Here is a 20730-nt window from a genome sequence, read left to right as displayed (position 1 = left end):
GGCCTCCGCGCCGCGGCGCTCGGCGTCGGCGAAGACGGCCGCCGACGACAGCTCCTCGACCGGAACCGGGTCCACGGACCAGGAGTCCGCGTCTGCGACCGAGGGCGGTGGCCGTCGTGGACGGACCCGTCGTCGCGGCGGCGACACCGACGGCGTCGACGAGCGCCCGCAGGACCAGAACGGGTCCGCCAACGGCGCCACCACCGAGGCCCCGCGGACCGACGCCGGCCAGCAGAACGGCAACGCCGACAACGGCGACACCCGCCAGGACCGCCGCAACCGCAACCGTGGCGGCAACGACCAGGCCGACAACGGCCGGGGCGGCGACAACCGGGACCGCAACAACGGCGGCAACCGGGACGGCAACGGCCGGGGCGGCGACAACGCCCGGGGCGGCGAAAGCGCCCGTGGCGGCGACAACGCCCGCGGCAACGACTCCGGCCGGAACAACGACAACGGTCGCGGCGGTAACGACAACGGGCGCGGCGGGAACGACAACCGCAACGCCAGCGACAACCGCGGCGCGAACGACAACCGCGGCGCCAACGACAACCGCGGCGCGAACGACACGCGCGGTGGCAACGGCCGCAACGACACCCGCAACGACAATCGCAACGACGTCGAGGACGACGACGGTGACGGCCGCGGCCGTCGCGGCCGCCGGTTCCGGGACCGTCGGCGCGGTCGCGACCGGGAGCGCACCGGCGGTGGCGGCGGCAACGTCGACACCGAGATCCGCGACGACGACGTCCTGCTGCCCGTCGCGGGCATCGTGGACATCCTGGACAACTACGCGTTCGTCCGGACCACCGGCTACCTGTCCGGCCCGACCGACGTCTACGTCTCGATGTCGATGGTGCGCAAGAACGGCCTGCGCCGCGGTGACGCGATCACCGGAGCGGTCCGCCAGCCGCGGGAGAGCGAGCAGCAGCGGGCCAAGTTCAACCCGCTGGTCCGCGTGGACACGGTGAACGGCAGCGACCCGGAGACCGCGAAGGCCCGTCCGGAGTTCACGAAGCTGACCCCGCTCTACCCGAACGAGCGGCTGCGCCTCGAGACCGAGCCCACGAACCTGACCACCCGGGTGATCGACCTGGTGATGCCGGTCGGCAAGGGGCAGCGCGCGCTGATCGTATCGCCGCCCAAGGCCGGCAAGACCACGATCATGCAGAACCTGGCGAACGCGATCACCACGAACAACCCGGAGTGCCACCTGATGGTGGTGCTGGTCGACGAGCGGCCCGAAGAGGTCACCGACATGCAGCGGTCGGTGAAGGGCGAGGTCATCGCGTCGACCTTCGACCGGCCGCCGTCGGACCACACCACGATCGCGGAGCTGTCCATCGAGCGGGCCAAGCGCCTGGTCGAGATGGGCTACGACGTGGTCGTGCTGCTGGACAACATCACCCGCCTGGGCCGCGCCTACAACCTGGCCGCGCCCGCGTCGGGCCGGATCCTCTCCGGTGGTGTCGACTCCACGGCGCTCTACCCGCCGAAGCGCTTCCTCGGCGCGGCGCGCAACATCGAGGACGGCGGTTCGCTGACGATCTTCGCCACCGCGCTGGTCGAGACCGGGTCGACGATGGACACGGTGATCTTCGAGGAGTTCAAGGGCACCGGCAACGCCGAGCTCAAGCTGGACCGCAAGATCGCCGACAAGCGCGTCTTCCCGGCGATCGACATCGGCGACAGCGGCACCCGCAAGGAAGAGCTGCTGATGTCGCCGGACGAGCACGCGGTGGTGGTCCGGCTGCGCCGGGTGCTCGCCGCGCTGGACGACCAGCAGGCCATCGACCTGGTGCTCAACCGGCTCAAGAAGTCCAAGACCAACATCGAGTTCCTGATGGACGTCGCGAAGCAGACGCCCGGCAGCGACAACGAGTGACCGTGAGCGGGTAGCACTGCTCCGGCAGTGACATCCGCGCACGACCCCACACCGGCCCCGGCGGGAACACCCGCCGGGGTCGGGTGGTTGAATGAGATGTCAGCTTCCGGCACCGGTTCACCTGCCCCGAGACACTCGGGAAAGGACCCGGCGGCCACGATGAGAGGAAACGCCATGCGTGCGGGAATCCACCCCGAGTACGTCGAGACCCAGGTCACCTGCGGTTGCGGCAACCAGTTCACGACCCGCAGCACCAAGACGACCGGCTCGATGTTCGTCGAGACCTGCTCCGCCTGCCACCCCTTCTACACGGGCAAGCAGCGGATCCTGGACTCCGGCGGCCGCGTCGCCCGGTTCGAGGCGCGCTACGGCAAGCGCCGCGCGGGTTCGGCCAAGTAGCTCTCGCCATCGGCGCCCGTCACCTCCGCGCGAGGTGACGGGCGCCGTTCGCGTGTCAGAGCCTTCTCCGCCCATCCCAGAACGGAACCCGCAGCGATGAGTACCCCGGCCCCCGCCCTGTCGGTCGACGCGCTCTTCGACGAGCACGCCGAGCTGGAGCAGCGCCTGGCCGACCCGGAGGTGCAGGCCGACCCGGCCGCCGCGCGCAAGCTGGGCCGCCGCTACGCCGAGCTCGGCCCGGTCGTCGCCGTGGCCCGCGAGCTCTCGGCCGCCCGCGCCGACCGGGACGCCGCGCTCGAGCTGGCCGCAGAGGACCACGCGTTCGCCGCCGAGGCCGACGCCCTGACCGCCCGGATCGTCGAGCTGGAGACGAAGCTCGCCGAGCTGCTGGTGCCGCGGGACCCGCACGACGCCGACGACGTCGTCCTCGAGGTGAAGTCCGGCGAGGGCGGCGAGGAGTCCGCGCTGTTCGCGGCGGACCTGCTGCGGATGTACACCCGCTACGCCGAGTCCCGCGGCTGGCGCACCGAGATCCTCGGGTTCACCGAGTCCGACCTGGGCGGATACAAGGACGTCACGGTGTCGGTGCGCTCCGGGCGGGCAGGGGACAACGGGGCCGGGGTGTGGGCGTCGCTGAAGTTCGAGGGCGGCGTGCACCGGGTGCAGCGCGTGCCGGTCACCGAGTCGCAGGGCCGCGTGCACACCTCCGCGGCCGGCGTCCTGGTGTTCCCGGAGGCCGACGAGGCCCCGGACGTCGAGATCGAGGAGAAGGACCTGCGGGTCGACGTGTACCGCTCCTCCGGGCACGGCGGGCAGAGCGTGAACACCACCGACTCCGCCGTCCGGATCACCCACCTGCCCACCGGCATCGTCGTGACCTGCCAGAACGAGCGCTCGCAGCTGCAGAACAAGGCGCGGGCCATGGAGGTCCTGCGGGCCCGTCTGCAGGCGAGGGCCGAGGCCGAGGCGGCCGAGCAGGCCTCCGCCGACCGTAGGTCGCAGGTCCGCACGGTGGACCGCTCGGAGCGGATCCGAACCTACAACTTCCCGGAGAACCGGATCTCCGACCACCGGGTCGGGTTCAAGGCGCACAACCTCTCCACCGTGCTCGACGGGCACCTCGACGACGTGCTCGGCGCGCTCACGGCGGCCGAGCGCGCGGAGGCGGTCGCCTCCAGCACCGGGGGCTCCGCCGAGTGAGCAGGCTGCCGCTGCGGGTCGCCGTCGGGGAGGCGACGCGGGCGCTGGAGGCGGCCGGGGTGTCGTCGCCCCGGGTGGACGCCGAGCTGCTCGCGGCCCACGTGCTCGGCGAGCCGCGGTCGAAGCTGCCGATGATCCCGCTGGTCGACCCGCCGGTGGTGGCGCGGCTGCGCGAGCTCGCGGCCCGGCGGGCCACCCGCGAGCCGCTGCAGCACATCCTGGGCACCGCGGCGCTCGGCCCGGTCGAGGTCGCAGTCGGACCGGGGGTGTTCGTGCCGCGCCCGGAGACCGAGCTGCTGCTCGAGTGGGGCCTCGGCGCGCTGCGCGACGTGCGGTCGCCGACGGTGCTCGACCTGTGCACCGGGTCGGGCGCGCTCGCGCTGGCGTTCGCGGCGTCGCGCCCGGACGCGAGCGTGCACGCGCTCGAGGCCGACCCGGTGGCCCTGAGCTGGGCGAAGCGCAACATCGACGCGCACGTCGCCGGCGGCGGGCGGCCGGTCACGCTGCACCACGCGGACGTGCGGTGGTCGAACCTGCTCGTCGAGCTCGAGGCAGTGGTGGACCTCGTCGTCTGCAACCCGCCCTACGTCCCGGACGGCACCGCGCTGCCGCCCGAGGTGACCGCGTGGGACCCGCCGGACGCCGTGTTCGGCGGACCGGACGGCACCGAGATCATCGCGGCCGTCCTCGGCACCGCGACCGGGCTGCTGCGACACGGAGCGGCACTGGCGATCGAGCACGACGACACCCAGGGCGACTCCGTGCCCGCGATGCTCCGCCGCCGCCGGACGCTGTCCGATGTCGTGGAGCACACCGACCTCAACGGGCGGCCGCGGTTCGTCACCGCCCGGCGGGTGCCGGCCCCGACCGGTGCCCGCTCCTGAGCCGTCCGTGGCCCGGTCGTAGGCTGACCGACCGTGACTTGGGTGAACACCGTGCCGACGTTCGACTGCGCCGATCCGGACCAGCGCGTGCGCGGTCTCGCGGCGGCCGCGCGGGCGGTACGCACCGGCGGGCTGGTGGTGCTGCCGACCGACACCGTCTACGGCGTGGGCTGCGACGCGTTCTCCGGTGAGGCCGTCCGGGCGCTGCTGGCCGCGAAGAACCGCGGACCGGACATGCCGGTCCCGGTGCTCGTCGGCTCCTGGACGACGATCGACGGCCTGGTCACCGGCGTCCCGTCCGGCGCACGCTCGCTGATCGAGGCGTTCTGGCCGGGTGCGCTGTCACTGGTGCTGCCGCACGCGCCGTCGCTGGCCTGGGACCTGGGCACCACCCGCGGCACGGTGATGCTGCGGATGCCGCTGCACCCGGTCGCTCTGGAGCTGCTGCGCGAGGTCGGCCCGATGGCCGTCTCCAGCGCGAACACCTCCGGTCGCCCGCCGGCGTCGAACGTCACCGACGCGGCCGACCAGCTCGGCCCGAGCGTCGGCGTCTACCTCGACGGCGGCCCGTCCGGCGACCCGGTCGCCTCCACGATCGTCGACCTGACCGATGCCACCCCGCGCCTCCTGCGCGAGGGCGACATCTCCGCCGCCGAGGTCAGCGAGGTCCTCGGCGAGCAGGCCCTCCCCGCCTGACCCGCTATCGAACGGGACGTCAGGGTTCCTGCCGCATGATCGAACAGCTCTGACGTCCCGGTCACCGGCGTTCGCGATGGTGACCGGTCCGCCGTGAACGCGCTCGGTCCCGTGCATCGGACGGGCACGGTGCCGGGATGGGAGTGGAGCCGTTCCGGGGGTCCGAGTCGATCGCGTCCGGCCGGGTGACCAAGGGCGCCCTGCGCGGTCGGGGCTATCACCGGTTGTTCCCCGACATCTACGTCGACGCGTCGGTGACGCTCACCTGTGCGGTGTGGGCGCGGGCCGCGTACCTGCTGGCCGCGACGTCGGGTGGTGTCCTCGCGGGGTACTCCGCAGCCGAGCTGCTCGGCGCCTCGTGCGGGCCGTGGTCCGCGCCGGCCGAGATCCTCGTCGCGGGCCACGTCCGCGGACGCCCGGGGTTACGCGTCCGTCGCGGCACGTTCGCCGCAGCCGACGTCGGGGCCGTCGACGGCGTGCTGACGACGTCGCCCGAGCGCACCGCGTGGGACCTCGCCCGGCGTCTCGACCTGGTGGAAGCCGTGGTGGCGGTCGATGCGCTGGCCGCCGCGCGGCGTCGGCGGCCCACGTTCGTCCCCGGCCCGGTACACGGCCCGGACTCGGTCGCACGGTCGAGGACGGTGTCGCTCTCACCCGGGTTCGACCCGGCGGCGCTGCTCCGCAGGCGTCTCGTGACCCCGGGAGCACCGGGCGCCCGGCGGCTGGACCGGGTGGTGGAGCTCGCCGACCCGCGTGCGGAGTCGCCGCCCGAGACCAGGCTGCGGCTGCTGCTCGTCCTGGCCGGGCTACCCGCGCCGGATGTCCAGCACCGCCTGCGCGACGAGCGGCGAGACCTCGACGTGCGGTTCGACCTGGCCTATCCGGAGGCGAAGCTCGCCATCGAGTACGACGGCGAGGACCATGACGACGCGCTCGACCGGGCACGCGACCTCCGCACGGCGGCACTGGGGTGGCACACGCTCCGCCTGCTGCGACCGGACCTGACCCGCACCCCCGGCCGCACCGTCGCCGTCATCCGCACACTGCGTGCCGAACGAGCCGAACTGCTGGCGCCGACGCCGAGCGGGACGTGAGGGCTCCAGGATCTTGATCGAAAAACCCTGACGTCCCGGTCGGTGCGGGTGTGACCCTGTGCGGCCCGGGCCGGGGGGACGGTCCCGGGCGGGTAGCGTGTACCGGCGTGAGTGAGCAGACCTTTTGGGGCCCGGATTTCACCGCGTTGCAGTCGCAGGATCCCGAGATCGCCGGGGTCGTACTGGACGAGCTCGACCGCCTGCGCGGTGGACTGCAGCTGATCGCCAGCGAGAACCTGACCAGTCCGGCCGTCCTGGCCGCGCTCGGGTCGACGCTGTCGAACAAGTACGCCGAGGGATACCCCGGCCGTCGGTACTACGGCGGCTGCGGAGTCGTGGACCAGGCCGAGGAGATCGGCAACGCGCGGGCCAAGGAGCTGTTCGGCGCCGAGCACGTCAACCTGCAGCCGCACTCCGGCGCCAGCGCCAACCTCGCCGCCTACGCCGCGTTCGCCAAGCCCGGCGACACCGTGCTGGCCATGGACCTCAAGCAGGGCGGCCACCTCACGCACGGCAGCAAGGTCAACTTCTCCGGGCTGTGGTTCAACGCCGTGTCCTACCTGGTCCGCGAGGACACCGAGCTGATCGACTACGACCAGGTGCGCAGCCTCGCCCACGAGCACAAGCCGAAGATCATCATCGCCGGTGCGACCGCCTACCCGCGCACGATCGACTTCAAGATCTTCCGCGAGATCGCCGACGAGGTCGGCGCGAAGCTGATGGTCGACGCCGCGCACTTCATCGGCCTCGTCGCCGGTCAGGCGATCCCGTCGCCGGTGCCCTACGCCGACGTCGTCACCGCCACCACGCACAAGGTGCTGCGCGGACCGCGCGGCGGGATGATCCTGTGCCGGGCCGAGCACGCCAAGGCGATCGACAAGGCCGTGTTCCCGTTCTCCCAGGGCGGCCCGCTGATGCACGCCGTCGCGGCCAAGGCCGTGGCCATGCGCGAGGCGGCCCAGCCGGAGTACCGGGCCTACGCCACACAGGTCGTCGCGAACGCGCAGGCGCTGGCCAAGAGCCTGGAGGCCGAGGGCATGCGCGCGGTCTCCGGCGGGACCGACACCCACCTGTCGCTGATCGACCTGCGGCCGATCGGCGTCTCCGGCTCGGACGCCGAGACCCGGTGCGACCGCGCGAACATCACGCTGAACAAGAACGCCATCCCCTACGACCCGGCGCCGCCGATGAAGCCCTCGGGCCTGCGGGTCGGCTCACCGAGCGTCACCACGCAGGGGATGACCGAGCCGGACATGGCCGAGATCGGTTCGTTGCTGGCCCGGGCGGTCAAGGCCGAGCACGACACCCCGAACGGCGACCGCGAGCTCGCCGCCGTGCGCGACGAGGTCGCGACGCTCGTCGGGCGCGCGCCGGCGTACCCGCGCGGCTGACCGGGGCAGGACGACGAACGCGCCGGAGCAGGTCGGGGCCGCGGTGTCCTACCTCGCGCAGGAGCAGAGCTCGTTCGGCTACGGGCTCCCGATCCGGGAGTACCTGCTGGTCGGGCTCTGCGCCGCGGTGGTCACGCTGCTGCTGACCGGTCCGGTCCGGATGCTCGCACTCAAGGCGGGAGCGGTCGCCTGGCCGCGCGGGCGCGACGTGCACGTCACCCCGACCCCGCGCTGGGGCGGGCTGGCGATGTTCGGCGGCGTGCTGGCCGGGATCGGGCTCGCCGCCCAGCTCCCGGCCCTGCGGCTGGCGTTCTTCGAGGGCAGCACCGACGTACTCGGGGTGTTGCTGGCGACGGCTCTGCTGGTCGGGATCGGCCTGCTCGACGACCGTTACGACCTGGACGCGATCACCAAGTTCGCGGCCCAGATCACCGCGGGCGGGGTACTCGTGCTGTTCGGGGTCCAGTGGCTGACGTTCTGGATCCCGTGGGGTGGCGGCGGGACCGGCATCTCCGGCTCGTACCTGCTGCTCGGGCAGGCGCAGGGTGTGTTGCTGACCGTGTTGCTGACGGTCGCGCTGGTGAACGCCATGAACTTCGTCGACGGGCTGGACGGCCTGGCCGCCGGGATCGGCATGATCACTTCGCTGGCGACGGCCGTGTTCTGCATCGGGCTGATCCGGGAGAACGGCAACGACCCGGCGACCTACTCGCCGGCGCTGATCGCGATCGTGCTCGCCGGGGCCTGCCTCGGGTTCCTGCCGCACAACTTCAACCCGGCCCGGATCTTCATGGGTGACACCGGGTCGATGCTGGTGGGCGTACTGCTGGCCGCGGCGACCACGAGCGCCTCCGGAACGATCAACTTCGCGGTGGGTGCGAACCCGACCGACTTCCTGGCACTACTCACCCCGCTGGTCGTACTGGCCGGCATCGTGTTCATCCCGATGCTGGACCTGCTGCTGGCCGTCGTGCGCCGGACCCGGGCCGGGACCAGCCCGTTCAGCCCGGACAAGATGCACCTGCACCACCGCCTGCTCGAGGTCGGGCACAGCCACCGCCGCGCGGTACTGCTGGCCTACCTCTGGGTCGCCGTGCTGGCCTTCGGCGGTGTCGCTCTCGCACTGGTCGACGACGTGCCGTTGGTCCTGGGAGCGATCGCGGGCGGGCTCGTGGTCGCGGTCGTCGCCTCCGCCGTCCCGCACCGGGTGCGCTCGCGCACCGCAGGGGGCGGGACGGCCGGTCGTCCCGCCCCCTGAGCGACCTCGCCCCGCCCGGATAGCATGGGAACGGGCTGGTGAGAGCCGTCAGCATCACGAAGACGAGGAGTCGGCCGTGTGGCGTTGGGATCGATGGGGCACGGTGACCTACGACGGACCCGCCGTCGGCCAGGCCCAGGTGATCCGCAGGCTGGCCGGGTCGATGGCGCGCGGCGCCGCGCTCGTCGGGGTCGTGACGTCGCTGGTCTGCGTGGCCGTCGCGGCGGTGTCGGTGGGGGCTTCCGGGGTCTACGGAGCGGCGTTCGCCGGCGTCGTGGCCACCGCGTCGGCGCTGCTCACCCCGCTGCTGATGCTGCGCACGACGACGCTGGACCCGGCCGCTGTGATGCTGGCCTCATTCGTCGGGCTGGCCACCAAGGCCATCGTTCTCCTGATCGTCCTGTTCACCCTGGGGAACGGCTCCGGCCTGCACCGGATGTCACTGGCCGTCACGCTGCTCGTCGTGTTCGTCGCGACCACCGCGGCCGAGGCGTGGGCGGGCCACAAGATCAAGATCCTGATCGGGTCCGATCCGGCGTCGTCGGGCGCCTGACCTGCGCCATCCTGACCGTTTTGCCGGGTTCACCGACCGGCTCCGGGCCGGTGCCGGCGTGCCCTGCGCGGTGTCGCACGAGGGCTGACGACGGGATCACCCGGCCGTGTCGCCCGCGCGTTGCCCGTGACCGTTCCGGCGCGCTGTGAAGATCGTTTCGCGCCGCGAAGGTGCAGGTGAGTCCCGTTGCCGCCCCCGACACGCTGTAGAAGTACGGCTGATAGCATTCGCCGCGTAGGCGATGTGGGTGACTCCCGGCTCTGATGTCCGGATACCCGTCGGCATCGCGTCACGAGGCACCTTGCAGGCGATCCCCCGATCCGCGCGACCGCGGGACGGGAGCACCGGAAGGACCCCCATTGGGCACGTTCGTACTGGCGGCAGAAGAGTTCACGCCGCCCGGCGCGGGGCTGTTCGAGTACCCGCCGATCTTCGGCTCCGTCACGAAGCCGATGGTTCTGGCGGTTCTGTCGCTGATCATCGTCGCCGTGCTGTTCACGGTCGGCACCCGGCGCCTGGCGATCGTCCCGGGCAAGGGGCAGTTCGCGCTCGAGTCCTTCTACAACATCCCGCGCAACACGATGGCGCGCGACCAGATCGGTTCGGCGGAGTTCCGCCGCTACATCCCGCTGATCCTGGCCCTGTTCAGCTTCATCCTGGTGAACAACCTGTTCGCGATCGTGCCGGTGATCCAGTTCCCGACCATGTCGCGGATCGGCTTCCCGCTGTCGCTGGCGTTGTTCGTCTACGTCTTCTACCACTACGCCGGGTTCAAGAAGCACGGATTCTTCGGCTACATCAAGCACGCCGCGCTGCCCCCGGGCGTTCCGATCTTCATCGCTCCGCTGATCATCGTGATCGAGCTGCTGCAGAAGTTCGTGGTGCAGCCGCTCTCGCTGGCCCTGCGTGTGTTCGCAGCCATGTTCGCGGGACACCTGATCATCGCGCTGACCGCGGTGGCCTCGGCGTTCCTGATCTCCGCCGGTGGCGCGCTGATCATCGCGGGGCCCTTCGCCTTCGTCGCCGGCATCGCCTTCACGTTCCTCGAGGCGCTGGTCCAGGTCATCCAGGCCTACGTCTTCGCCCTGCTCGCCGCGGTGTTCATCGGCGCGGCGATCGCGGAGGACCACTAGACCCCGGTGCCGACAGGCGCCGACACGATCCGCCGGTTCCCCCGGCCCGACCCACCGAACGCCCCGCGTCCCGCGGACCCGATGGAAGGAAACTCCAAGTGAGCGCAACGCTGGTTCTGGCCCAGGGGGCCTCCAACATCAACCCCGGCCTCGCGGCCATCGGCTTCGGCGCCAGTGCCATCGGCGCCGGCATCGGCGTCGGCCTGATCTGGTCGGCCGTCATCAGCGGCACCGCGCGTCAGCCGGAGGCCCGTGGACAGCTCATGGGCATCGGCTGGACGACGTTCGTGCTCGCCGAGCTCGTCATGCTGATCGGCCTGGTGCTGTTCTTCATCGCCCAGAGCGGCTGATCACCACCATGCCGGTCCCGTCACTGGCGGCCACATCTGGGAAGGACACACGGTGGATCTGATTCTCGCCGCCGAGGAACCGTTGCCGATTCTCCCGCACGTGGACGAGCTCGTCCTCGGTGTGGTGGCGTTCGCGGTCCTGCTGTTCGTGCTCTGGAAGTACGCGGTCCCGCGCTTCGAGACCATGTACGAGGAGCGGACCGACGCGATCGAGGGCGGGCTCAAGCGCGCGCAGGAGACGCAGGAGCAGGCCGACCGGCTCAAGAAGGAGTACGAGGAGCAGCTGGCCGGCCTCCGGGCCGAGGCGGCACGCATCCGCGACGACGCCCGGGCCGAGGGCCAGCAGATCAAGACCGAGCTGCGGGCCGAGGCCGAGCAGGAGGTCGCGCGGATCAAGGCCCGTGGCGAGGAGCAGATCGCTGCTGCCCGCGAGCAGGCCGAGCGCAACCTCCGCGGAGAGGTCGGCGGCCTGTCGGTGCAGCTGGCCGAGCGTCTTCTGGGCGACTCGCTGGCCGACGACTCCCGTCGCTCGGCGACCATCGACTCTTTCCTGGGTGAGCTCGGCGGAATGTCCGGCCAGCGGACCGGAGCGAACTGATGACCGTCGTCCTGCAGCCGTCGAGCCGCAAGTCCCTGACCACCCTCGTCGAGCAGCTGGACACCTACGTCGACGGCGCCTCCGCGGAGGAGCTGTCGACGACGGCCGACGACCTGTTCGCCGTCGCGCGGCTGTTCGCAGGCGAGCGTGAGCTGCGGCGTGTCCTCGCGGACTCGTCGTCCCCGGAGTCGACGCGGGTCGCGCTGTCCGAGCGTGTGCTCGAAGGTCAGATCTCGGCGCCGGCGATGGACCTGGTGCGGGGTCTCGTGCGTGCACGCTGGTCGGTCTCGATCAACCTGGTCGACGCCGCCGAGTCGCTGGCCCGCCAGGCCGCCCTCTCGGTGGCCGACAAGGACGGCTCGCTCGACGACGTCGAGGACCAGCTCTTCCGGTTCGGCCGCATCCTGGACCAGCAGTCCGAGCTCAGCGGCCTGCTCGCCGACACCAAGGAGCCGGCCGAGGGCCGGATCGGTCTGCTGGACCGGGTGCTCGGCGACCAGGCCTCTCCGGTGACCTCGACGCTGCTGCACCAGACCCTGCGTCTGCCGCGCGGACGGCACCTGGACGTCGCCGCGGAGGAGCTGGCCGACCTGGCCGCCGCCCGTCGCGGACGTTCGGTGGCCAGGGTCCGCACGCCCGTCGCACTGTCGGACGAGCAGGAGACCACGCTCGCCGACACCCTGGCCCGCATCTACGGCCGCACGATCTCCCTGCAGATCGAGCTCGACCCGAGCCTCCTGGGCGGACTGGTCGTCCAGGTCGGCGGTGAGGTCATCGACGGCAGCGTCGCGGGCAAGCTGGCCGCCGCGCGCCGATCCCTGCCCAGCTGACCACCAGACCCCCGTTCGAGAGAAGGAACGACGCAGCCATGACAGAGCTGACGATCTCCTCCGAGGAGATCCGGAGTGCGATCTCCAGCTACGTCTCGTCGCTGGAGACCGGAACCACCCGTGACGAGGTGGGCACGGTCGCCGACACCGGCGACGGCATCGCCCACGTCGAGGGTCTGCCCTCGGCCATGACCAACGAGCTGCTCGAGTTCGAGGGCGGCGTGCGCGGTGTGGCCCTGAACCTGGACCAGCACGAGATCGGCGCCGTCATCCTCGGCGACTACACCGGGATCGAGGAGGGCCAGCAGGTCACCCGCACCGGCAACATCCTCTCGGTGCCGGTCGGTGACGGCTTCCTGGGCCGGGTCGTGGACCCGCTGGGCGCCCCGATCGACGGCCTGGGCGACATCGAGGCAGAGACCGAGCGGGTGCTCGAGCTGCAGGCCGCCTCGGTCGTCGAGCGCCAGAGCGTGAGCGAGCCGCTGCAGACCGGCATCAAGGCGATCGACGCCATGACGCCGATCGGCCGCGGACAGCGCCAGCTGATCATCGGTGACCGCAAGACCGGCAAGACCGCGGTCTGCGTGGACACGATCATCAACCAGAAGGAGAACTGGGACTCCGGGGACCCGAAGAAGCAGGTTCGCTGCATCTACGTGGCGATCGGCCAGAAGGGCTCCACGATCGCCGGCATCCGGCAGTCGCTCGAGGACGCGGGCGCGCTGGAGTACACGACGATCGTCGCGTCCCCCGCCTCGGACCCGGCCGGATACAAGTGGCTCGCCCCCTACACCGGCTCGGCCATCGGCCAGCACTGGATGTACCAGGGCAACCACGTCCTGATCGTGTTCGACGACCTGTCGAAGCAGGCCGAGGCCTACCGCGCGATCTCGCTGCTGCTGCGCCGTCCGCCGGGCCGCGAGGCCTACCCGGGCGACGTCTTCTACCTGCACTCCCGCCTGCTGGAGCGTTGCGCGAAGCTCTCGGACGAGCTGGGCGCGGGCTCGATGACCGGCCTGCCGATCATCGAGACGAAGGCCAACGACGTGTCGGCCTACATCCCGACCAACGTCATCTCGATCACCGACGGTCAAGTCTTCCTGGAGTCGGACCTGTTCAACCAGGGTGTCCGGCCGGCGATCAACGTCGGCATCTCGGTCTCCCGGGTCGGCGGTTCGGCGCAGATCAAGGCGATGAAGTCGGTCTCCGGCTCGCTGCGCCTGGACCTGTCGCAGTACCGCGAGCTGGAGGCGTTCGCCGCGTTCGGCTCGGACCTCGACGCCGCGTCGGCGCGCGCGCTCGGCCGCGGCGAGCGCCTGGTCGAGCTGCTCAAGCAGGCCCAGTACTCGCCGTTCGCGGTGCAGGACCAGGTCGTCTCGATCTGGCTGGGCACCTCGGGCCAGCTCGACTCGGTGCCGGTCGCCGACATCGGCCGCTTCGAGTCGGAGTTCGAGGACAGCCTGCGGCGCAACGAGGCCGGCGTGCTGGACGAGATCCGCGACACCGGCAAGCTCTCGGACGAGAACTCCGAGCGGCTGACGAAGGCGGTGGAGAAGTTCAAGAAGGACGACTTCACCGCCACCGACGGCTCGTCCGTGGTGCCGAAGGAGCAGAAGCAGGAAGCTCTGGACGAGTCGGACGTCGACCAGGAGACCGTGACGGTCAACAAGAAGGCCCCGCAGTCCGGCGGCGGCGCTCGCAAGGCCGACACCTCGTCGTCGGACGAGAGCTGAGGGACGGCGCGATATGGCGGCACAGATCCGGGTGCTGCGGCGGCGGATCAAGTCGACGCAGTCCATCAAGAAGATCACCCGGTCCCAGGAGCTGATCGCGACCTCACGGATCGCGAAGGCCCGGGCCCGGGTGGACGAGGCGCGGCCCTACGCCGAGGAGATGACGCGCACGCTCTCCGAGCTCGCGTCGAACTCGGCGCTGGACCACCCGCTGCTGGTCGAGCGCGAGGAGCCCAAGCGCGCCGCGGTGCTGGTCGTGACCAGTGACCGCGGTCAGTGCGGCGGCTACAACGCGAACGTGCTCAAGGAGGCCGAGCGGCTCCAGGAGCTCCTGCGCGAGCAGGGCAAGGAGCCGGTCCTCTACGTGATCGGGCGCAAGGGCGTGAGCTACTACCGCTTCCGCAAGCGCGAGGTCGAGGAGTCCTGGACCGGGTTCTCCGAGCAACCCTCCTACGAGCACGCGGCCGAGGCGGCCCGCACGCTCGTCGCGGCGTTCATGGCCGGGGTCGACGACTCCGGTGACGGCGCAGGCGAGGACGGCGTGCAGGGGGTCGACGAGCTGCACCTCGTCTACACCAGCTTCAAGAACATGATCACGCAGACTCCGCAGGCACGGCGGATGGCGCCACTGGAGGTCGAGTACTCCGGAGGGATCTCGGCCGCCGCGGAGCCGGCGACCGACACCGAGGACGAGGAACAGCAGAACTACCCCTCGGAGACCGACACCAAGGGTCTGCAGTCGATCTACGAGTTCGAGCCGGACCCGGACACGCTGTTCGACGCCCTGCTGCCGAAGTACATCGGCGCCCGGCTCTACGCGGCGCTGCTGGAGTCGGCGGCGTCGGAGTCGGCGAACCGGCAGCGGGCCATGAAGGCCGCGACCGACAACGCGAACGAATTGATCCGTACCCTGACCCTGGAAGCCAACCAGGCACGTCAGGCCCAGATCACCCAGGAGATCAGCGAGATCGTCGGTGGCGTCGACGCACTCGCGACCGCAGGAAGTGAGAGCTGATGACCGCAACTGCCGACGCTGGCACCCAGACCACCACCGGCCGGGTCGTCCGGGTCACCGGCCCGGTCGTCGACGTCGAGTTCCCGCGCAACCACGTGCCGGACCTCTACAACGCCCTCACCCTCGACGTGAAGTTCGGCGAGGAGACCCGGAAGCTGACCCTGGAGATCGCCCAGCACCTGGGTGACCACCTGGTCCGCACCATCTCCATGCAGCCCACCGACGGCGTGGTCCGCGGCCAGGAGGTCACCGACCTCGGCCGTCCGATCTCGGTCCCGGTCGGCGACCAGGTCAAGGGGCACGTGTTCAACGCGCTCGGCGAGTGCCTGGACAAGCCCGACCTGGAGATCACCGGCGACCTGTGGGGCATCCACCGCAAGGCGCCGTCGTTCGACCAGCTCGAGGGCTCGACCGAGATGCTCGAGACCGGCATCAAGGTGCTCGACCTGATGACCCCGTACGTGGTCGGCGGCAAGATCGGCCTGTTCGGCGGCGCGGGCGTGGGCAAGACCGTGCTGATCCAGGAGATGATCCAGCGCGTCGCCCTGAACTTCGGTGGCACCTCGGTGTTCGCCGGGGTCGGCGAGCGCACCCGTGAGGGCAACGACCTCATCACGGAGATGACCGAGTCGGGCGTCATGGAGAACACCGCGCTGGTGTTCGGCCAGATGGACGAGCCGCCGGGCACCCGTATGCGGGTCGCGCTGTCCGCGCTGACGATGGCGGAGTACTTCCGCGACGAGCAGAACCAGGACGTGCTGCTCTTCATCGACAACATCTTCCGGTTCACCCAGGCCGGCCAGGAGGTCTCCACCCTGCTGGGCCGGATGCCCTCCGCGGTGGGCTACCAGCCCACGCTGGCCGACGAGATGGGCGAGCTGCAGGAGCGGATCACCTCGACCCGCGGCCGGTCGATCACCTCGATGCAGGCGATCTACGTCCCCGCGGACGACTACACCGACCCGGCGCCGGCGACCACGTTCGCCCACCTGGACGCGACCACCGAGCTCTCCCGGCCGATCTCCCAGAAGGGGATCTACCCGGCGGTGGACCCGCTGACCTCGACGTCGCGGATCCTCGACCCGCAGTACGTGGGCGACGAGCACTTCCGCGTCGCGAACGAGGTCAAGCGGATCCTGCAGAAGTACAACGACCTGCAGGACATCATCGCGATCCTCGGTATCGACGAGCTGTCCGAGGAGGACAAGCAGCTGGTCGGCCGGGCACGGCGGATCGAGCGCTTCCTGTCGCAGAACCTGCTGGTGGCCGAGCAGTTCACCCAGCAGAAGGGGTCGACGGTCCCGCTCAAGGAGACCATCGAGGCGTTCGACAAGATCGCCAAGGGCGAGTTCGACGACGTCCCGGAGCAGGCGTTCTTCCTCTGTGGCGGTCTGGACGACCTGGACAAGAACCGCAAGAAGCTCGAGAGCTGAACGGAGCTTGCGGAGTGAACAGACAGCGGAGTGAGCATGGCTGAGATGACGGTCGACCTGATGTCGGTCGAGCGGCGGCTGTGGTCGGGTGAGGCGTCGTTCGTCCTCGCCCGCACCACCGTCGGTCAGGTCGGCATCATGCCCGGTCACCAGCCGTTGCTGGGTCAGATGGAGGAGGCCGGGGTGGTCCGCATCGACGGGACCGACGGCAACTCGATCACCGTGGCGGTGCACGGCGGGTTCCTGTCGGTCTCGGCCGAGCGGGTGTCGATCCTGGCCGAGTACGCGGAGATGTCCGACGAGATCGACACGGACCGGGCCCGCAAGGCGCTCGACCGTGCCGACGGCTCGGACGAGGAGGGCGCGGCCGCCAGGGCGCGCGCCGAGGTGCGGCTGAAAGCCGCGGAAGCCTCTTCCCGATAGCCCGGGCGGACATGGCGGTGGAACTCGTTGCGACGGTGGTCGGAGTTCTGCTGCTGTGTCTGGTCCTTCCCCTGGTCTGGCTCGCCGTACGGCGGGTCCGGCTCATGCGAGGCGGCGGTGTGGACCTGTGTCTGCGCCGCCGTTTTCTCGTCAACGACTGGCATTTCGGTGTGGGCCGGTTCCGGGGCGACGAGTTCGTCTGGTTCCGGCTCACCAGCTTCCGGATCGGGCCGACGGTGGTGCTCGACCGCGCGGACCTGGAGATCGTCGAGCGGCGTGCGCCACTGCGCTCCGAGGACTTCGCGATCCCGTCCGCGGTGGAGGTCATGCGCTGCCGTGAGCGCGGCGGGGCCGACGTCGAGCTGGCGATGTCGGCCGACGTCCTGACCGGCTTCCTGGCCTGGGTCGAGGCCACCCCACCCGGACGCTCCTCGGGCTGGCCCCGGGCCTCCTGACGCTCCCCACGCACACCCGCGGTGAGCGAGAGCTGCTCTCGTCCACCCGGGCTGTACCGGAGCAGCTCTCGTGCACTCCAGAGCTGTGCCTCAGGTGCTGGTGGGGGCTCCGTGGGGGCCGCCGGGCTGCCACAGGACGTCTCCGTCGGGGTTGGCTACCCGGCCGAGGATGAACAGCAGGTCCGACAGGCGGTTCAGGTACGTGGCGGTCAGCGGGTTGGTCCGGTCCGGGTCCGCCTGCAGCAGCGCCCAGACCGACCGCTCCGCGCGGCGGGTCACGGTGCGGGCCACGTGCAGGTACGCCGCCCCCGGGGTGCCGCCGGGCAGGATGAACGAGTTCAGCTTGGGCAGCTCGGGGTTGAACTCGTCGCACCAGGCCTCGAGGCGGTCCACGTAGCCCTGGGTGACCCGCAGCGGCGGATACTCCGGCTCGGGAACGATCGGCGCGCACAGGTCCGCTCCCACGTCGAACAGGTCGTTCTGGATCTGGCGCAGCGGCTCGACGACCCGGTCGGCGAGCCCTCCCACGGTCACCGCGACGCCGAGGGCGGCGTTGCACTCGTCGGTGTCGGCGTAGGCCGCCAGACGCACGTCGGTCTTGTGGACGCGGGAGAAGTCGCCGAGGTTCGTCGTCCCGTCGTCGCCGGTCCGGGTGTAGATGCGGGTCAGGTGTACGGCCACGGACCGAGCGTATCCGTCGTGAACCAGGACGGGGCGCCGCGCCGGTGGATCGACCACCTGTCGAACCGATGCGCCGAGTGGGCGAGGCGGACACGGCGAGTGGAACAGCTCGGGCGGCACGGCAGGGGTCGCCGGGGCGGGGGCCTTCGTGGTGGCTACCGTCGTGGCGTGGTGGAGCATTTCGCGGTGCGTGGTGGGGCCCGTCTGACCGGGTCCGTCGACGTCGTCGGGGCCAAGAACAGCGTGCTCAAGCTGATGGCGGCGGCGTTGCTGGCCGAGGGCCGCACGACGCTGCGGAACTGCCCCGAGATCCTGGACGTGCCGCTGATGGCGGACGTGCTGCGCAGCCTGGGCTGCGAGGTCACGATCGACGGCACGACCGTGCTGATCGACGTCCCGGCCGAGCCCGGGGCCGAGGCGGACTACCGGTCGGTCTCGCGCCTGCGCGCCTCGGTCTGCGTGCTGGGCCCGCTGGTGGCCCGCTGCCGACGCGCGGTGGTGCCGCTGCCCGGCGGGGACGCGATCGGGTCGCGGCCCCTGGACATGCACCAGAACGGGCTGCGCAAGCTCGGTGCGACCACCGAGATCGAGCACGGCTGCGTCAAGGCGCGCGCCGAGGACCTGCACGGCGCCCAGATCTGGCTGGACTTCCCGAGCGTCGGGGCGACCGAGAACATCCTGATGGCGGCCGTGCTGGCCGAGGGCACCACGATCATCGACAACGCCGCGCGCGAGCCGGAGATCGTCGACCTCTGCGTGATGCTGGGTGAGATGGGCGCGAAGCTCGAGGGCGTCGGCTCGTCCACGCTGGTGGTGCACGGCGTCACCGGGCTGCAGCCGACCGCGCACCGCGTGATCGGGGACCGGATCGTGGGCGCGACCTGGGCGTTCGCCGCGGCGATGACCTCCGGTGAGGTCACCGTGCGGGGGGTGGACCCGCACCACATCGACCTGGTCCTGGACAAGCTGCGCAGCGCCGGGGCACGGACCGACGTCGGCGAGCAGGAGTTCACCGTCGCGATGCCGGGGCGGGCGCAGGCGGTCGACTTCGTGACGCTTCCCTACCCGGGTTTCGCCACCGACCTGCAGCCGATGGCGATCGCGCTCTCGGCCGTGGCCGAGGGCACGTCGATGATCACCGAGAACGTGTTCGAGGCCCGCTTCCGCTTCGTCGACGAGATGATCCGCCTCGGCGCCGACGCCCGCACCGACGGCCACCACGCCGTCGTCCGCGGGCGCGAGCTGCTCTCCAGCGCCCCGGTCTGGGCAAGCGACATCCGGGCCGGGGCCGGTCTGGTGCTGGCCGGACTGTGCGCGGAGGGGACCACCGAGGTGTGGGACGTCGCCCACATCGACCGCGGCTACCCCCGGTTCGTGGAGAACCTGCGCTCCCTGGGCGCCGACATCTCCCGGGTCACCGGCGAACCCGACCGTTGATCCGGGTGGCCTAACGAGGTTGCGCCGGAGAGGACGTCTCCCGGCGGTGTGGGACGGTTCGCCCTCCCAGGCCCCGAGGAGACGACATGTCCGGCGTTCCCGATACCTCCGACGTGTCCCGAGCCGCGGACGCCGCCGGCTCCTCGGCGAAGCAGGCTGCCCGCAGCCGGCCGGTCCGGCTCCTCGCGCGGATCGGGATCGCCTCGAACGGGCTGATGCACCTGCTGATCGCGTTCCTGGCGGCGCAGATCGCTCTCGGCTCGGGCGGACAGGCCGACCAGAACGGTGCACTGGCCGCGATCGCGGCCGAACCGGCCGGACGGGTGTTCCTCTGGGTGCTGGTCGTCGGGTTCGCCGCCGTCGCCCTGTGGCGGGTCGTGTCGGCGATCTGGGGCTTCCCCTACATCGCCGACGACACGAAGCGGACCGGCAAGCGCGTCGTCAGCGCCGGCCAGGCCGTCATCTACGCCGTCCTGGCCGTGACCGCGGCGACGACGGCGGTGCAGGGCCGCTCGTCGGGCGGCGGAGGAGGGGAGGCCACGGCGGGCCTGCTCGGCCTGCCGGGTGGCCAGATCCTGGTCGTGGCCATCGGGCTCGGAGTCGTCGTCGGCGGCGGCGTGATGATCTACCAGGGATACCGGATGGCGTTCACCGAGGACCAGGACCTGGCCGGGGTCGACCGCCGGACCCGCCGGCTCGACGAGCGCACCGGCCAGGTCGGGTACATCGCCAAGGGAGTAGCGATCATCGTCCTGGGGCTGCTGATCGGGACCGCTGCGGTGACGTTCGACCCGGCGCAGGCCAACGGGATGGACTCGGCGCTGAAGGCGCTGCGCGACCAGCCCTACGGCGTGTTCCTGCTGCTTGCGGTGGCCTTCGGGATCGCGTGCTACGGCGTGTTCTGCTTCTTCGACGCCCGGTACCACCGGGTCGTCTGAGCCGGGCCGTCCGGCCGTCGCCGGGAGGGCGCGGAGCGGTGCGGACCCGGAGTCGGGTCGGCGGGTGTGGGGGTCGGCTCCGGGGCGATCCCTGGTCCGCCGGACACCCCGCGGCGGCACGCTCGGCGGATGCACTGGATCCCGGAGCTGTTCGACCGTCTCCTGAACGCCGTCGGGTCGGCCCCGCTCTGGCAGCTCTACCTCGTGGTCGGGGTGCTGCTGGTCCTGGAGACGACGGTGGCCGTGGGCCTGGTGACCCCGGGCGAGGTGGTCCTGCTGACCGCGGCGACGACGGTCGGGTCGGTCGGCGAGTACGCCGGGCTGGCCGCCGTGGCCGCGGTGGC

At 71.2% G+C, this 20730-nt stretch carries 21 protein-coding genes and 1 pseudogene; 21 read left to right on the top strand and 1 reads right to left on the bottom strand.

Features of this window, described 5'->3' with window-relative positions; all coding sequences use genetic code 11:
* From rho to I4I78_RS14795, 18 genes are all read left to right on the top strand, one after another.
* A partial coding sequence (rho, locus tag I4I78_RS14880) for a transcription termination factor Rho (RefSeq protein WP_226379732.1) occupies window positions 1-1885 on the top strand: 1885 nt, incomplete at its 5' end.
* Between the two features lie 174 nt (window positions 1886-2059).
* Window positions 2060-2284, top strand: a complete 225-nt coding sequence (gene rpmE / locus I4I78_RS14875) for a 50S ribosomal protein L31 (protein ID WP_218611906.1) — start codon at window positions 2060-2062, stop codon at window positions 2282-2284.
* 96 nt (window positions 2285-2380) lie between these two features.
* A complete protein-coding gene (gene prfA / locus I4I78_RS14870) occupies window positions 2381-3484 on the top strand; it encodes a peptide chain release factor 1 (RefSeq protein ID WP_218611905.1) in 1104 nt (367 codons plus the stop codon).
* Complete coding sequence (prmC, locus tag I4I78_RS14865) at window positions 3481-4368, top strand: peptide chain release factor N(5)-glutamine methyltransferase (RefSeq protein ID WP_218611904.1); 888 nt, start codon at window positions 3481-3483, stop codon at window positions 4366-4368. Before prfA ends, prmC begins: the two co-directional genes overlap by 4 nt.
* A gap of 42 nt (window positions 4369-4410) precedes the next feature.
* A complete protein-coding gene (locus I4I78_RS14860; protein ID WP_218611903.1) occupies window positions 4411-5064 on the top strand; it encodes an L-threonylcarbamoyladenylate synthase in 654 nt (217 codons plus the stop codon).
* 137 nt (window positions 5065-5201) lie between these two features.
* Window positions 5202-6158 carry an endonuclease domain-containing protein gene (locus I4I78_RS14855; protein WP_218611902.1) on the top strand — a complete coding sequence of 319 codons (957 nt, stop codon included), beginning with the start codon at window positions 5202-5204 and terminating at the stop codon, window positions 6156-6158.
* 107 nt (window positions 6159-6265) lie between these two features.
* Window positions 6266-7549 carry a serine hydroxymethyltransferase gene (glyA, locus tag I4I78_RS14850; RefSeq protein ID WP_218611901.1) on the top strand — a complete coding sequence of 428 codons (1284 nt, stop codon included), beginning with the start codon at window positions 6266-6268 and terminating at the stop codon, window positions 7547-7549.
* A gap of 43 nt (window positions 7550-7592) precedes the next feature.
* Window positions 7593-8807: an MraY family glycosyltransferase gene (locus tag I4I78_RS14845; protein ID WP_308252118.1), complete on the top strand. Its 1215-nt coding sequence runs from the start codon at window positions 7593-7595 to the stop codon at window positions 8805-8807.
* A 103-nt stretch (window positions 8808-8910) separates the two neighbouring features.
* The gene (locus tag I4I78_RS14840) at window positions 8911-9360 is read left to right on the top strand and encodes a hypothetical protein (protein ID WP_218611900.1); all 450 of its coding nucleotides are present in this window, start codon (window positions 8911-8913) and stop codon (window positions 9358-9360) included.
* 359 nt (window positions 9361-9719) lie between these two features.
* Window positions 9720-10493, top strand: a complete 774-nt coding sequence (gene atpB / locus I4I78_RS14835; RefSeq protein ID WP_218611899.1) for a F0F1 ATP synthase subunit A — start codon at window positions 9720-9722, stop codon at window positions 10491-10493.
* A gap of 98 nt (window positions 10494-10591) precedes the next feature.
* Window positions 10592-10843, top strand: coding sequence for an ATP F0F1 synthase subunit C (locus tag I4I78_RS14830; RefSeq protein ID WP_308252117.1), 252 nt, complete (start codon window positions 10592-10594; stop codon window positions 10841-10843).
* Between the two features lie 52 nt (window positions 10844-10895).
* Window positions 10896-11441 carry a F0F1 ATP synthase subunit B gene (locus I4I78_RS14825; protein WP_218611898.1) on the top strand — a complete coding sequence of 182 codons (546 nt, stop codon included), beginning with the start codon at window positions 10896-10898 and terminating at the stop codon, window positions 11439-11441.
* On the top strand, window positions 11441-12271 hold the full coding sequence (locus I4I78_RS14820) for a F0F1 ATP synthase subunit delta (RefSeq protein ID WP_218611897.1): 831 nt from the start codon (window positions 11441-11443) through the stop codon (window positions 12269-12271). Before I4I78_RS14825 ends, I4I78_RS14820 begins: the two co-directional genes overlap by 1 nt.
* Window positions 12272-12309: 38 nt before the next feature.
* Window positions 12310-14004, top strand: a complete 1695-nt coding sequence (gene atpA, locus I4I78_RS14815; protein ID WP_218611896.1) for a F0F1 ATP synthase subunit alpha — start codon at window positions 12310-12312, stop codon at window positions 14002-14004.
* 13 nt (window positions 14005-14017) lie between these two features.
* Complete coding sequence (locus I4I78_RS14810) at window positions 14018-15019, top strand: F0F1 ATP synthase subunit gamma (protein WP_218611895.1); 1002 nt, start codon at window positions 14018-14020, stop codon at window positions 15017-15019.
* Entirely contained in the window at window positions 15019-16452 is a 1434-nt protein-coding gene (gene atpD / locus I4I78_RS14805) for a F0F1 ATP synthase subunit beta (RefSeq protein WP_218611894.1), read from the top strand. Before I4I78_RS14810 ends, atpD begins: the two co-directional genes overlap by 1 nt.
* 36 nt (window positions 16453-16488) lie before the next feature.
* Window positions 16489-16875, top strand: coding sequence for a F0F1 ATP synthase subunit epsilon (locus I4I78_RS14800; protein WP_218611893.1), 387 nt, complete (start codon window positions 16489-16491; stop codon window positions 16873-16875).
* A 17-nt stretch (window positions 16876-16892) separates the two neighbouring features.
* A complete protein-coding gene (locus I4I78_RS14795; RefSeq protein WP_218611892.1) occupies window positions 16893-17330 on the top strand; it encodes a DUF2550 domain-containing protein in 438 nt (145 codons plus the stop codon).
* Window positions 17331-17420: 90 nt separating this feature from the next.
* Here I4I78_RS14795 and I4I78_RS14790 read toward each other — a convergent pair whose 3' ends face one another.
* Window positions 17421-18011: a cob(I)yrinic acid a,c-diamide adenosyltransferase gene (locus I4I78_RS14790; RefSeq protein ID WP_218611891.1), complete on the bottom strand. Its 591-nt coding sequence runs from the start codon at window positions 18009-18011 to the stop codon at window positions 17421-17423.
* Between the two features lie 168 nt (window positions 18012-18179).
* Here I4I78_RS14790 and murA point away from each other — a divergent pair, with 168 nt between their 5' ends.
* The 3 genes and pseudogenes from murA to I4I78_RS14775 form a co-directional block, all read left to right on the top strand.
* Entirely contained in the window at window positions 18180-19448 is a 1269-nt protein-coding gene (murA, locus tag I4I78_RS14785; protein WP_218611890.1) for a UDP-N-acetylglucosamine 1-carboxyvinyltransferase, read from the top strand.
* Window positions 19449-19534: 86 nt separating this feature from the next.
* Window positions 19535-20386 carry a DUF1206 domain-containing protein gene (locus I4I78_RS14780; RefSeq protein ID WP_218611889.1) on the top strand — a complete coding sequence of 284 codons (852 nt, stop codon included), beginning with the start codon at window positions 19535-19537 and terminating at the stop codon, window positions 20384-20386.
* A gap of 129 nt (window positions 20387-20515) precedes the next feature.
* Window positions 20516-20730: pseudogene (locus I4I78_RS14775) on the top strand (hypothetical protein); the annotation flags it as partial.

This window comes from Pseudonocardia sp. KRD291 (genome assembly GCF_019263595.1).
In the GTDB taxonomy this organism is placed as follows: Bacteria; Actinomycetota; Actinomycetes; order Mycobacteriales; family Pseudonocardiaceae; genus Pseudonocardia.
Note: the sequence above shows the minus strand (reverse complement) of the source record. Positions and strands in the feature narration are given on the sequence as shown.